This is a genomic window from Acaryochloris thomasi RCC1774 (assembly GCF_003231495.1).
Taxonomy (GTDB): Bacteria; Cyanobacteriota; Cyanobacteriia; order Thermosynechococcales; family Thermosynechococcaceae; genus RCC1774.
The window spans coordinates 117,696-132,567 of sequence record NZ_PQWO01000009.1; the positions used below are offsets into that span (position 1 = coordinate 117,696).

Sequence of the window (14,872 nt, forward strand, 5' to 3'; positions counted from 1 at the left end):
ATCTGATTTGATAGGCGAATTAGGACAACTGAGGCGTTAGCAGATCGAGAGTTGCCTCAGGCGACTGGCAATGCACAATTAACGTTTCCAATTGCTGAAGATAATTTTGAGCTAGCCTCTCAACGGTATGACTACAATAAAGCCGGTCGCTGTAGCGCCATTGCAACATGAGCTGACCCGATTGAACAATGCCGCTGATATCAAGGAGATACATGCGCCGACTCGACGACGCATGACCTCGCCCAGGGAGGAAGGGAGCGGCTGCCAATGTATCGGTTTCAGAGAGAAGAGGATCCGTTTGTCCGAGATAGTTGAATCGAACTTGTGCAGGGGGCAGAGCTTGAAACTGCCGATGGATTTGGGCATCTGCACAGAGATAGCGCAGCAGCCCAAACCCCAGTCCCTGCTGTGGCAATTGCCTGAGCGTTGTTCTTACCTCTTGGATGGAGGCTCCTAAATCATCAGGTGTATTGAGACTGAAGGTGATTGGGTAAAGCGTCGTGAACCAACCTATCGTTCGAGAGACATCCAAATCAGAGAATATATCTTGACGACCATGTCCTTCTAAATCTAGGCGGAGGTGAGAGTGGCCCGTCCATTGCCCAAGGGTCAGCACCAGCGCCGTTAGGAGTAAGTCGTTAATCTGAGTTTGATAGGTTGCCGGTGCCTTATTGAGTAGGGCTTGGGTCAATTCTGCTGAGAGAGAACACGCTTGGGTGCATTGATGAGATAAATCGGTATCTACCTGGTCAAAATCCTGAGATAGTGGAGGAGAAGGGAGTGGGTTTAGCCAATAACCGAGTTCCTGCCGTAGCGCTGAAGATTGTGCATAGTCCTGAAGGCGAGTGGCCCAGGTCTGGAATGACGTGGTTTTTGGCGGCAGACTAATCGGCTGCCCTTGCTGAAGCTGTTGATAGAGGCGGAGTAAATCCTCTAGAAAAATGCGCCAAGAGACCCCATCAATAATCAGGTGATGGCAAACCAAAAGCAAATACTCTGGGTATTGAGGGCCAAGCTTGAACAGGACCGCTCGAATTAATGGCCCTTTGGTGATGTCAAGACTAGCCTGGATTTTGCTGGCCTGATCGCTCAAGGTGGGGCCGTGCTCTTCTGGGGGTAAGTCAGGGAGTTCCACCACCGACAAAATTGGCTTAAGAGACGCTGCTCTGATCTCCTGTTGCCACCCTTCACTGGTCAGCGTATAGCTGGCTCGTAACCCATCATGGTGCGTCAGGACTGTATCGAGTGAGGTCTCTAGATGTTGAATGACTAACGGCTGATCACTCTGTAAGAAAGTGGCCTGGTTCCAATGGTGCAGATCGGGGTTCTGTTGGGCCAAGAACCAATGCTGAATGGGGGTAAAGGGAACGGCTCCTGTCACAAGTCCCTGCTCGGCGGTAATCTCAACGGTGGTCTCTACGACCGTTGCTAATTCAGCAATGGTGGGATTTTCAAAGAGCTGCTTGGGGGTAAACCTCAGGCCCAGTTGGGTGGCGCGGCCTACCATTTGTATGCAGAGGATGGAGTCTCCGCCAAGCTCAAAGAAGTTATCGTGAATGCTGATCGAGTCTTGCCCTAAGACCTGGCTCCACAACTGCGCGAGGGTTTGTTCTTCTTTGGTACGGGGAGCTGTGAACTCTTGCGTTTCGGAGGCGATGGGTTGAGTTGCTAGGGTGTTGCGATCGCACTTTCCATTCGCCAATTTCGGCAGCGTTCTGACGACGGCTATCTGCGTTGGTATCATCTGCTCCGGGAGCTGATTCTGTAGATAGAGTCTCAGATTTGCACTGGTTGCCCCCGGCCAAACCTGCGGAACGACGTAGGCCACTAACTGAGTATGGCCCTGTTCATGGGCGGTTAAAACCACTGCGGCCTCTTGAATCTGTTCATGATTGAGCAGCACCGCTTCAATCTCAGCGACCTCCACCCGAAAGCCCCGAACCTTGACCTGCAGATCCTGTCGCCCCAAAAATTCGATGGAGCCGTCGTAGCTGTAGCGAGCGCGGTCGCCAGTGCAGTAGAGCCTTGCCCCCGGTTGCTCACTAAAAGGATCAGGGATAAATGCTGTGGCGGTCAGTTGAGGCTGCTGCCAATAGCCTCGGGTTACGCCTTGCCCGCCGATATAAAGCGTTCCAGCAATGCCCGGAGGGAGCGGCTGGAGTTCTTGATCTAAGACGTAGGCTTGGGTGTTGGCGAGGGGACGCCCCAACGGCATCGTCAAAGTATCACGGGGGTGATCGTCTTCAATGTGGGTGAGAACGCCGACGGTGGTTTCAGTGGGGCCGTAGTGATTGAGAATCTGGCAGTTCGGTGACAGCGCATGAATCTGATCCACCAGACGCCAGTTCAGAGCTTCGCCGCCTAAAATGATTTGCTGATGGGGGAGAACGGGCTGTGATCCGGCCAAGAGACTCCTTAGATGAGCAGGGACAATTTTCAAAACGTCAATGTCCTGGATATCTTCGGCAAAGGTCACGGCATCTAAGCAGCGTTCGGGGGCCAGAATATGCAGGCTGTGACCGTGGCAAAGGCAGGGAAACAAGATGGTATGGCCTAAGTCAGCGGCTAAGGTAGAAGCTAATCCCCAATGTCCGGCCTTGGGACTGTTGATGCGTTCAGAAATACCGTGGATGTAATTTGTGAGCTGGCGATGTTCAACGCCGACGCCCTTGGGTTGCCCCGTGGAACCGGAGGTGAACATGATGTAGGCCAGATTCTCTGCTGTTGCGCTGGTGTTTGGAGGTGTGGTGGGTTGCTCTGCCAGGGAGGCAATATCTTGATCAAGATAGAAAACGGGTGTGTTTGGGGGGATGCGATGGTCGACCACCGGCCTTAGGCCATCGCAAAACTGTTCCAGCGTCAGAATCAATGTCGGCTCCACAATCTCAATGCGCTGCTGAAGGGCCACTGCCGGAACCCCAGCATCGACAGGGACATAGGCCGCTCCTGCTTTTAAGATGCTGAAGATGGCGATGATTAGATCCGCGTTGCGATCGCCATACACGATCACCCGATGTTCAGGGCCAATCCCAAGACTTTGCAAATAGTGGGCGAGCTGGTTCGATCGTTCGTCGAGTTGCTGATAGGTCAACTGCTGGGCAACATCGACAAGCGCAGTTTGATTGGGGGTCAATGCAGCCTGGGATGCAAACCAGTCATGGACCGTTGGAAAAGGTGCAGGTGATGTCTGGGATGAATGCTTCGGGATTAGACCTGGTAAGGTCAAATGTTCCACGGCTTGATTAGGTGTTGCGATCGCAACGTCTAGAAGCGCCTCAAACAAGACGGCAATTTGCTCAATGCCTTGCTCTGTGAACTGCTGCAAATCGTTATGCCATTCTAGATACAGAGCCTCACCCTGCTGAATACAGTGAAGCTGAAGCTCAAAGGGATGGAGGTAGCTGGCCTGCAAGAGCGGCTGCAACGATAGCTCAGAGGTCTTGATTTCAGTGGGCCATTGCGTGTACTCAAAACTGATGCGAGGTAGAGAATCACCAGGACTGAAATATTCTTGGTACTGCTTTAGTTCTTGAGTGCGGCTTTCAACATCCTTAAGCACATGAGTAAAAGACTGTCCGGCGGTGAGATTGATCTGCACAGGTAACGCTTTGGCAATCAAACCTGCAACTTCTTCTAGTTCTGCGTACTTCCGCCCATCTAAGATAAGGGCTAGTTTGAAGTCGGCGGCATCGGTTAACCGCGAGATCAAGAGCTGAAAGGTGGCAAGGTAGATGCTCCGAGTAGAAATTCCTTGATTCTGGACGAACTGAGTGACCTTAGCTACGATATGCGGGGCTAAGGTACGCGAAATGCATTGAGGGGTAAACCCCACTTCTCTGGATGGCTGGATGGCGAAGGGTAATTTAAGACTCTTAGCCGGGGATTGCCTCTCCCAATACTGACGGCCTGCAGCAGTCTCTTCTGATTCTAGTAACTCGTTTTGCCATTCCGCGAGGTCTGCATACTGCATGGGTTCGGTGGCTAGAGTCAATTGCTCACAGCCATAGAGATCGGCTAATTCTTGGCTGAGCTGTTGCCAAGTTGCGGCATCTGTACACAGTGCGGGGAGTGCTAACACTAAGAAGGCTTGCTCGTGGTAGGGAAGCAATATGGCTTGCAAACAGGCTCCTGAAGAGAGATCGGGTAGAGCAGAGGGCCAAGTCTTTAAAAATTGATGCAGTTCTGTGCGATCGGTGGAGACGCCCTTCGCTTGCCAATGCTTTAGGGGCAGTGGGGTGACTTCTTCGATCACCATTAGCGGGACGTTCATGCCGTCCAAAGATTGAAAGCTGGTGTGCAGAATTTCGTGGCGTTCCACGAGGGCATTGAGTGCTTTGACAAGCTGCTGCGTTTTAAGTTCACCTTGGCAAAGCAGGACACAATGACTCCAGTGCGGGAACTGGGGGTTTGCTTGGCGCAGTGATAGATAATGCTGCTGCTGTGGCGAGAGTCTAAAGCCTGCGATTTGTTGAGACATTAGGGACTCTCCTGCGGCGACGGCTTCAATTGATGAGTGCTATAGGGGTCGGCCATGCCTGCTAGGACGCGGCGGGAGCCTTTGAAGGGGCGGCGACCGTGGGCGGTGAGCATGTTATCTAGCAGCAAAACGTCTCCGGCCTGCCAGGGGAACAGAATTGTTTCTTGGGCGTAGGCAGCTCGAATGGTCGCTAGAGCCTCTTCAGGGATTTCGCTGCCGTCACCGAAGTAGGCGTTGCGGGGCCACTGTTTTTGGCTAAGGCTGGTTTGTAGCTGTTCTTGAGCGGCCCCTAGGTTTGAGACGTGGAAGAGATGGGCTTGGTTAAACCAGACGGTTTCGTGGGTGTGGGGATGGGTTGCGATCTCATCACAAATCTGTCGAGTCCGAAGCTGATCTTGCCCCCACCACTCGAACTCAATCGCTGCCTGCTGGCAATAAACCTCAACATCCTGATGATTTTCTGTTTGAAAGACTTCTTGCCAAGGGAGATCTAAACCGCCGCCATAATTGCGAATGTACAGAATGCCTAACCTTGAAAACTTCTCTTGAATCTCGGCAGGAATATGAGCTAAAACGCGCCGACTATCGGCAATCGGAGTTTCGCCTTGTTCCGTCGCAGGCTGTTCACAGTAGAACGCTAGCGTCATCGGCCACTGGCGCGCATAGGCCATTTCGTTATGCAGTGGGATAGCCCGATCTGCAGGATATTCCGTGGAGGTATAGACTTTCCCTTCTACTTGGGTGCGAGGGGTAGAGCGATAGCTGTAGGTCATTGGGGTTTGGGAGATCGCTTCTATGAACTCTCCGAAGTCTGAGGCTCCGTTGATCAGGAAATTACGGAATAAAATGCCGCCGTGGGTTTTGAGGAGAGGGGAGATGCGATCGCGATTCTGCCCCGCCCAAGTCTTTAAGCTCAGCCCACTCACAGCAGGCTGGAAAATCAAAGGCAGTGACTGCGTTTCAGAGAAAAACGATTCCTGCACTAGTTCTTCGCTAGAGACCTGCACTAGACGACGGCGAGTCTTTAATAATTTGAGAGAGGGTTTTGCAATCATGACGACACCTCCTGATTGTCGGGGGCAACCGCTTTGCGTCGAACTCGCTTGAGCTTACTTAAGCTAGAGGTTTCTAGCGTTTGCATCTGTTGATTCTGATTCTGTTGCTGCTCTACTTGCAAATTGTTGAGTAGATGCCCCACCGTCGTTTGAGAATCTGTCATCTGCCGAAGAACTGTGGCGAACTGCTGTAGCCAACGTTCAATCTGTGAGGTTTGGAATCTCGTTAAATCCACCATCATTTCTAGTTTGAGAGAGGCACCCGGTAGCACTCGGACGGTAAGCGGGTAGCTGTTGTTAGAGGTCGAGCGAAAGTCCTGCAACCTAACGGAAGCTGGCATATTTTGAAAGGCTGAGGCATCAACGGGATAATTCTCAAACACCAGAAGACTCTCAAAAAGTGAAGTTCCCTTGGAAACGGCAGTGAGTTGCTGAACTTGAGTTAAAGAAGAGTATTCGTACTGGCGAACCGTGATTTGCTGCTGCTGCAGAGCCATTAACCAAGAAAGGATTTCTAGCTCCGGCTCAATTTGTATTCGCACAGGCAACGTATTGATGAACACTCCGACCATCTGCTCTGCACCGACGAGTTCAGGGGGGCGACCTGCAGTGGTGGCTCCAAAGACAACGTCTTGCTGAGCGCTGATATGACTCAGTAAGATGCCCCAGGCTCCTTGAGCGAGGGTATTGGTGGTTAGGCGGTGCCGCTGGCTGAATTCCTGGAGGGTGATTGAGACCTCTTCACTGACAACGTACTCAAGGCAGGTATAACCCTGTTCGCGATCTGCACGACTGCCCAGAATGGGGTTTGTCTTTCCGCCGAGGGAGGTGGGACTTGAAAAGCCCTGGAGGTACTGACGCCAAAATTGAGTGGCTTGGTCTTGGTCCTGCTTTGATAACCAGTGAATGTAATCGCGGTAGGGGCATGGGGTTAGGGCTGCAAAGGATTGGCTCTTCTCTAACGCACCGTAATGCTGAAAGACCGTTTGCAGCACCAACGGAAGTGACCAGCCATCCAGAATTAGATGGTGGAAGCTCCAGATTAATTCGTGGGTGTCTTCGCTCAGGCGGACAAGCTGCACACGCATGAGCGGAGCTTGGTCGAGCGCAAAGCCTTCAACTCGGTCGTCGTAAAGAATTTTTCCTAGAGACTGTTCTAGAGAGTGCTGCTGGGATGCAATATTGCTGCGTTGGCCCCGTTCGGCTGAACTCATATCGAAGCCTAAATCTCCCAAAATTGGAGGATTTTGATCGTCTCGACTCGAAGCGTCAGAAGGAACTAGGTCGATTGTGGTCCAAGGGAGACTGACCTGAGGCTCTACATATTGCAGCGGTTGGTCTAATCCTTCCCAGACAAAGGCTGTCCTCAATGCAGGATGCTGATCAATCACTGCCTGCCAAGCCTGTTGGAGTGCGTTAACGTTCAGATTCCCTTTGAGCTTGTAGGAAAACTGGGTGATGTAAAGGCCGCTGTTAGGAGCGTAGAGGGTGTGGAATAGAATGCCCTGCTGAGCTGGCGAGAGGGGGTACAGATCTGCAATTTTTCCTTTTGCTGTGATTAGGTGATCTAGCTGCCGCTGCTGGATGGGCGCGAGGGGGAAATCTGAGGGGGTAAAGCCGCAGTTGTTTGGATCAAGGCAGTGGGAGAGTTGCGATCGCAACTCTCCACAAAAAGACATCGCCATCGTTTCAATCGTGGCAGCCCGGTACTGGGCTTGACTATACCCAAACCGAAGAGTTAGTTGTCCTGCTGTGATTTCAGCATCAACCGTTAGTGCGTGTGTGCAGGGATTGTCTAACCCTTTCAATGGCCCCATCGACTCAGGAGCAACAGAAAAGAGAGCATCCGTTCCTAGCTCAAACTGTCCCAGATAGTTGAATCGAATAGGCGCAGGGGCTTGGGATTGGAGTTCTGCGTCTCTCGCTAGGTAGCGCAAGACCCCATAACCTAACCCCTGATCAGGAACCTGCCGCAGTTGTTCTTTAATAGTCTTTAGCGCAGTGCTAAGTTCCGCTGCATCTGATAAATCAAACTGAACAGGATAGAGCGTCGTAAACCAGCCCACCGTCCGGGAAATATCTATCCCTAGGTCTGCCCGTCCGTGCCCCTCAAAGTCGATGCGGAGAGTTGGCTGTTTTGACCATTGGGTGATGGCGCGAACCAGCGCCGCCACCAGCAAATCATTAATAGTCGCGGAGTAAGCTTTGGGGACTCGTTGTAATAACGTTGTGGTCTCTGCAGTTGAAAGCTGGATTTCGTGCGTTCTTCGAGTGGCGTAGGTATTGCTGCCGTCGGAAAAATCAATGGGCAATGGAGTTGCCTCTACTCCTTGCTGTAGCCAAAAGTCCTTTTGAGCAAGGGCATCATAACCCTTAAGCTGTTGATTCCATTGTCGAGCGGAGCAGGTTTTAGGGGGAAGGTTCTGCTGCTTGAGTAAGGCTTGAAAGTCGTCGAGCAAGATGCGCCAAGAGATACCATCGACAACGAGATGATGGATCGTGATTAAAAGGCGATCTGCTTCTTGAGGGGCCGTGCGGAATAGAGCAATTTGAAGGAGGGGGCCAACTGTGATGTTAAGGCTGGACTGTACTTGAGCGGCTGTCTCTGTGATGGCGAGGGACTGCTGTTCAGGAGGAAGCGAGGTAAGGCTGATCTCCTGGCAGAGGATTTCGTTTGTGGACTCTGGAATCGTTTGGGTCCAGTGGGATTGGGTCGGGGAAAATTGTGTCGGAGAGAATTGCGATCGCAACCCATCATGATGCTGCACTAACCGCTCAACACACCGCTGCAGTTCAACAAACGTCAGCGACGAAGGCACCTTCAATAGAACCGCTTGATTCCAATGGTCAGGATTTGGGAGTGCCTGCTCAAAGAACCAGTGCTGAATCGGCAAAAGTGAACTGTTTCCAGCAACCGCTTGCTCGGCTTTAATCACGGGAACCGTACCTGCCACCTGCGCGAGGGAGCGAATCGTCTGATGTTGAAATAGTTGTTTCGGCGTGAGCTGCAGGCCAGCTTGGGTTGCCCTCGACACCACCTGCAAGCTCAGAATAGAGTCTCCACCCAGCTCAAAAAAATTATCATCAATGCCAATAGAGGACACGTTCAGGAGCTGTGACCAGATATCAGCTAACAATTGCTCCGCAGTTGTCTGAGGAGGCTGCTGCTCACGTTTGTCTGACTCAAAGTGAGGCGGTACTAATGCCCGACGGTCGATCTTCCCATTGGGAGAGAGAGGAAGCTGTAGCAAAGGCACAAAAATCCCAGGCACCATGTAGTCTGGCAACTTGGGCGCTAGCCACTTCTGTAGTTCCGCTATCTTCAGTTCACGCTCTAAAACGCCATAGGCCACAAGCTGTTTTGCCCCGGAGGGCGCGGTGTGGACCTTGACCGCAACTTCTTTAATCTGTGGGTGCTGCTGTAGGGTTGCTTCAATCTCGCCTAGCTCTATCCGTAACCCCCGAATCTTGACTTGATGATCAATACGGCCCAAAAACTCCAGCACCCCTGTGGGTAGATAACGCACTAGGTCGCCGGTTTTATACAGCCGTGCCCCCGATTGATCGCAATAGGGGTCGGGGATGAATTTCTCTGCTGTGAGACCCGGACGATTGAGGTACCCCCGCGCCAAACCAATGCCCCCAATATGCAGCTCTCCCGGCACACCAATAGGGACGGGATGGAGAAACTGATCTAAAACGTGAAGCTGAATATTAGCGATCGGATATCCCAGCGGAATACTGAGCTGTTGATCGCTGGCTTGGCAGTGCCAATGGCTAACGTCAATGGCTGCTTCCGTAGGGCCATAGAGGTTATGAAGTTGGGCTGGTAGATGCTGTTGAAGCTTCTCTTGCAGAGCGACGGGTAGCGCTTCGCCACTGGCAATCACGGTTTTGAGACAGGAGCATTGTTCAACATCAGGCGTTTCTAAAAAGGCGGAGAGCATCGCCGGAACAAAGTGGATTGTAGAGATCTGCTCAGCCTTAATACAGTTGATCAGGTAGGTGCTATCCCGATGGCCTCCTGGCTTAGCCACCACTAACTTGGCTCCGGTCATTAAAGGCCAGAAAAATTCCCATACCGACACATCGAAACTGAAAGGGGTTTTCTGCAAGACATGATCGGTTGCATCTAGAGCAAAGGTCTCCTGCATCCACAGCAATCGATTGCAGATGGCCGCATGGGTATTCATGGCTCCCTTGGGCTTGCCGGTGGAGCCTGATGTGTAGATGACGTAGGCTAGGTTCGCTGAATGAACTGAACTGTGGAGGTGGGTTTGGGGCTGTGTGGCAATCTGGTCCTGTTCAAGGGGCAAGCAGGGGACATTCTCGGGTAGACGAGATCGCAACGTCTCCTGCGTCAGGACAAGCGCGGGCTGAGCATCGGCCACCATATAGGCGATTCTTTCTGCCGGATAGTCTGGGTCGAGAGAGACATAGGCACCGCCTGCTTTGAGAATGCCGAGCAGCGCAACCACTAGATCTAGCGATCGCTCTAGGAAAACCCCGACCAGGATATCTGGGCCAATGCCCCTTTCTTTGAGGGTGTGGGCAAGTTGATTGGCGCGAGTATCTAACTCTCTATAAGTGAGGGATTTTTGGGTTCCGTTTTCTTCAAGAGAAGCGAGGGAGGTTGCGATCGCATCCGGCGTCCGATCAACCTGCTGTTCAATCCAAACATGAAGCGGCTGATCAAGTGGATAGCGGGTCTGGGTTTGGTTCCACTTCTGACGCTGTTCTAAATCGAAAGGTGTCAACAGCGGCAGATCACTAAGATTTGCTTGAGGATGCTCAACAATTCCCTCCAGCAAAGTATGCCAATGAGCCAACATCCGCTTGATGGTGGCGGAACTATATAAATCGGTGCTGAACTCCATCAGAGCAGTGAGGCCGTTATTCTGCTCTATACAAATCAAGGTCAAATCAAACTTGGTGGTGTGGGTGTCGTAGCGCAGGGGGGTGAGGGTCAGCCCTGGAACGGTTAAGGAGGTGGTGGGCACATTTTGTAAAATCAGCATCACCTGAAACAGTGGCGAGTGACTAAGATTACGCAGAACATCCAGCTCGTCTATGAGTTTTTCGAAGGGTAGATCCTGGTGACCGTAGGCCCCTAGCGTTCGCTCTCGAACTTGCTCTAGCAATTCTTTGAAGGTGGGATTGCCGGATAAATCGGCTCGCAGAGCCAGGGTATTGAGAAAAAAGCCGATCAGCCCTTCGATTTCTATCTGGTTGCGATTGGCAATGGGAGTACCCACCGTTATATCGGACTGGTGGGTGTAGCGGTGCAGCAAGACTTGAAAGCTTGCCAGCAAAACCATAAATAGGGTGCAGTCTGTCTCTTGAGCGAGTTGCTCTAGGGCTGCTGTCAACGGTTCAGGCAGCTCAATAGTGCAGCAATCGCCTTGGTAGGTTTGCTGAGCGGGACGAGGCCGATCTGTTGCAAGAGCTAGAACCGGCGGCAGGGTTTCAAACTGCTGTCGCCAATAGTCGAGCTGTGTTTCTAGACGCTTTGTTTGGTGCCGCTGCCAGTGGGCAAAGTCGGCGTACTGCATCGGTAAGGGAGGCAAAGCCACAGGTTTTGACTGAAGAGCCGAGGTGTAGAGAAGCGCCAGTTCCCGGACAAAAATGCCTGTTGACCAGGCATCAGAAATGATGTGATGGAGCGTAAATAGCAGAACTGATTCTGCGGCAGAAAGCCCGATCAGCGTGACGCGCAGCAATGGTCCTTTACTGAGATCAAAGGCTTTTGCACCATCTAGAATGGCTAATCGCTCAATCTCTTGTTCTTGGCCTGCTTGAGATAGCTTCGATAAATTGATCTGCTCAATAGGGAAGCAATCCCATCTTGCGGTACTCTCCCCCCAGAGTTGGGGGGCCGGGGGGGCGAGTGCAACACCTTTGAAATCATTATTTAGATGCGGATGAATAATCTGCTGAGGCTGTTCGTCCACCGTGGCAAAAGTCGTCCGCAGAATTTCGTGTCGGTCCACCATCTGATTGAGTGCCTGCTGGAAGGCATCAATATCAAGATCTCCCTCTAATCGCAGAGCAGTGGGAATGTTGTAGAAGGGATGATTGGGTTCAAGCTGGGTCAGAAACCAGAGCCGCTGTTGCGAAAAAGATAGCGGTGCTGATGTTTTTGAAGGCCGCTGCGGAATGATGGCGCGAGGTTTCCTCTCTCCTCGGAGTCGCTTTGCGAGTAAGGCACGTTTGGCCGCTGAAAGCTGAGCTGTATTAGCTGGCATTGAGCTGCTCCTCTGCTTCGTCGTCGCTGAGAGCTTCAATTTCCGCAATTAAGACTTCTTCAATGACGTCGGCGATTTCTGCGACAGTATGGGCGTCAAACAGCCGTCTTAGAGGTAGCTCAATCTGAAAGGTTTCCCGCAGGCGGGACAGCACTTGAGTGGCGAGGAGGGAATGACCGCCGAGGTCAAAGAAGTTGTCGGTGACGCCGACGGTCTCGAGCTGGAGAATGTCGCACCAGATAGTTGCGATCGCAACCTCAGTCTCAGTCCTGGGGGCCACAAAATTCTGACTTAACTCTGGCCGTACCTTCTCTGGGATCGGCAGCGCCTGACGGTTCACCTTACCGTTAGTGGTCAAGGGCAAGATCTTCAGCACTACAAGCAAACTCGGAATCATATAGTCCGGGAGCTGGGTCTGCAGATACTGCCGCAGGTCAGCCGTATCCGTCACGGTTTTGGTCCTCACAACATAGGCAACCAGCATCGGATTGTCTCGCTGATCTTCACGGACCACGACCACCGTTTCTTTTACGGCGTCGTGCTGGGTCAAGACGGCCTCAATTTCACCTAACTCAATCCGAAAACCATGCAGTTTGACTTGCTGATCGATTCGTCCCAAGAATTCATATGAACCGTCGGGCAGCAGTCGAGCGCGATCTCCGGTTTTATAGAGTCGCTCTTCAGCACTATTTATCCCAACGGGAAGAGTAATAAATCGCTCAGTTGTGAGCTGAGGGCGATTGAGATACCCTCGCCCCACCGTTCGCCCTCCGACATAAACTTCTCCTGGCACTCCGATGGGGACGGGCTTTTGATGAGCATCTAGCACATAAACTTGAACACCATCAAGGGGAATGCCAAGGGGAACGGTGGCACTGATGGCTTCTGCAATGGATTCGGTCGTTACGGCCTCGGTCATCACCCCTACCGTTGTTTCAGTAGGGCCATAGTGATTGAAAATCTGACAGTGGGGTTGCAGCGCCATAATGCTCTCAATCAATGACCAGCGGCAGACTTCTCCCCCTAAAATCAGTCGCTGTTGCGGCAGAACGCCAGAAGGACTTGGCCCCTTTAAGAGTGCCTGTAAATGAGAGGGGACTATTTTCAAGCAAGCAATCTGTTGTTGTTGACAGTAATCGGCAAAAGCTTGGCTATCGCAGACGCGCTCTGTTGCCAGTAGATGCAGCGTTCCCCCCTGGCAGAGGCTCGGGAACAGCATTGTATGCCCAAGGTCTGCCGCTAGCGTAGAGACAGAGGCATAGCTAGCGGAGGGAGGGAGCTGCAGGCGCTCAATGATGCCGTAAACATAGGTCATTAACTGACGGTGTTCCACTGCAACAGGCTTGGGTTGCCCTGTGGACCCTGAGGTATAGATTAGATAGGCCAAATTTTCGGGCGTGGCCTGACTCTGCGGCGGTTTGATTGGATACTGCTGGAGCCGTTCTTGTTCTGCTTCTAAGCAAAAGATAGGGGGGGAATCAGACGGTAAATTGGGCAGCAGCTCCGTTTGGGTAATGATGACGGGGACTTTTGCATCCTCCAGTCTAAACGCTAGTCCTGCTGTTGGTAAGGCCGGATCAAGGGGCAAATAAGCGCTGCCTGATTTGAGAATGGCTAGAATTGCGACGACGGCATCCACCGAACGTTCTAAATACAGTGCTACAGGGATATCGGGGCCAGCGCCACAGTGCTGCAGCGCATGGGCCAGTTGGTTGGCCCGTTGTTCTAGAGCCTGATAGGTAAGCTGCTGTTCTTCATACACGACCGCAGTTTGGTTGGGTTTCTGCAAAGCCTGCTGAGCAAATTGCTGATGGAAACAGTCGAGGAGTTGGGTTCCTGGATCAATTTTTATAGGGCTGGGCAGCTCCTCTTGCTTGAGTGTGAGAGGAATGTTGCCAAGTGATTGTTCTGGATTCTCTAGCGCATGAGTCAGTACTGCCTGCCACTGACTTGTAAATATCTTGATGGCCTCTTGCGATAGCAAACTGGAGCTGTAATAGAGTGCAGCCTTGAAGGTATTACCTTGGGCAGTACAGGTTAAATGGAGAGGAATATTACAACTTCCCCAGATCCGGTCAATCTCAAACGCTAAATCTCCCGCAGAGAGAAGCGGAATTGTCTGATACTCAAAGCCCACGGAATGCTTTTGCTCAACGCCAGGGAAGTAGTCCTGCCATTCTTCAAGCTGCTCCCATTCTTGTTGAACGTGTTGAACTAAGGTTGCAAAGGATATCGATTCAGAGAGACATCCCAGAAAAGGAAGAGGTTGCTGAAAGGCTCCGATGCCTGACTCAAGTTCTGGGTCAGAGCGATGTTGGGGAATGACTCCGATGGTGAAATCGGGTTGTTCTGTCTGCCGCCACAGCATCACTAGCCAACTGGCAAGCAGAATTGCACCAGAATTCGGCGAGGAACTAAGCTGTTCCTGCACAGATTTTGATAGCTGAATTTTGTGGACTTCAGTTTGATTGTCAGAAGGTGCATTCCTCCGACTCAAAGGAGCCGAGAGCGATGGCAGCTCTACTCGCCGTTGCCAAAAATCTTGTCCAGCGCTGGCTTCTTCATCATTCTCTAGGGACTGCTGCCAAGTTACGAATTCAGAAAATTGAACCAGCTCTTCAGAGTCGGTGAGTCTCTGTCCACCATAATGTTGCGCTAACTCAGTGACTAAGAGATGCAGGCTGTGATGGTCTGCACAGAGGGCGGGTACGGTCAGAAGTAGCCAATATTCTTTGGCTTGCCCTCCTAAAACGGCTTTAATGACCGGGAGCTGTTCTAAGGTGTGGGGCTGTTGGCGAATGTCTGCAATGGCTTGCTCTAGAGTGATGTTTTCCTCAACACGCTGCAAACTTACAGGGGCTTGGGGTTCCACCACTTGGAGAGGCATCGTCAGCGTGGCCGGTTGGCGAAAGATCGTCCTCAAGCTTTCGTGACGTTTAACAACGGTCTCCAAGGCTTGACGAAGTTTTCCTCTATCGAGGTCTCCCTTCAATGACACAAGAATCTGATTGCAGTGAGCCTGCTCTGTCTGCAGTGACCAAAGTTGGCGCTGCTGAGTTGATAGTTGAAATCCGCTGAGGGTTTGAGACTGCATG

General features: G+C 51.9%; 4 protein-coding genes. All 4 read right to left on the reverse strand.

All coding sequences use genetic code 11. The annotated features are described in order from the left end of the window. Positions 1-19: 19 nt before the first annotated feature. Genes C1752_RS15150 through C1752_RS15165 form a run of 4 tightly spaced genes read right to left on the reverse strand, consistent with a single transcriptional unit; the run spans position 20 to position 14,871 of the window. Positions 20-4,477, reverse strand: coding sequence for a non-ribosomal peptide synthetase (locus C1752_RS15150; RefSeq protein WP_110986917.1), 4,458 nt, complete (start codon positions 4,475-4,477; stop codon positions 20-22). Continuing rightward, the gene (locus C1752_RS15155) at positions 4,477-5,532 is read right to left on the reverse strand and encodes a TauD/TfdA family dioxygenase (RefSeq protein ID WP_110986918.1); all 1,056 of its coding nucleotides are present in this window, start codon (positions 5,530-5,532) and stop codon (positions 4,477-4,479) included. Before C1752_RS15155 ends, C1752_RS15150 begins: the two co-directional genes overlap by 1 nt. Then, complete coding sequence (locus C1752_RS15160; protein WP_110986919.1) at positions 5,529-11,777, reverse strand: non-ribosomal peptide synthetase; 6,249 nt, start codon at positions 11,775-11,777, stop codon at positions 5,529-5,531. Before C1752_RS15160 ends, C1752_RS15155 begins: the two co-directional genes overlap by 4 nt. Next, the gene (locus C1752_RS15165; RefSeq protein WP_110986920.1) at positions 11,767-14,871 is read right to left on the reverse strand and encodes a non-ribosomal peptide synthetase; all 3,105 of its coding nucleotides are present in this window, start codon (positions 14,869-14,871) and stop codon (positions 11,767-11,769) included. Before C1752_RS15165 ends, C1752_RS15160 begins: the two co-directional genes overlap by 11 nt. Position 14,872: the final 1 nt, after the last annotated feature.

Coding starts and splice junctions, on each gene's coding strand:
- C1752_RS15150 (WP_110986917.1), bottom strand. CDS start 4,477: ATGTCTCAACAAATCGCAGGCTTTAGACTCTCGCCACAGCAGCAGCAT.
- C1752_RS15155 (WP_110986918.1), bottom strand. CDS start 5,532: ATGATTGCAAAACCCTCTCTCAAATTATTAAAGACTCGCCGTCGTCTA.
- C1752_RS15165 (WP_110986920.1), bottom strand. CDS start 14,871: ATGCAGTCTCAAACCCTCAGCGGATTTCAACTATCAACTCAGCAGCGC.
- C1752_RS15160 (WP_110986919.1), bottom strand. CDS start 11,777: ATGCCAGCTAATACAGCTCAGCTTTCAGCGGCCAAACGTGCCTTACTC.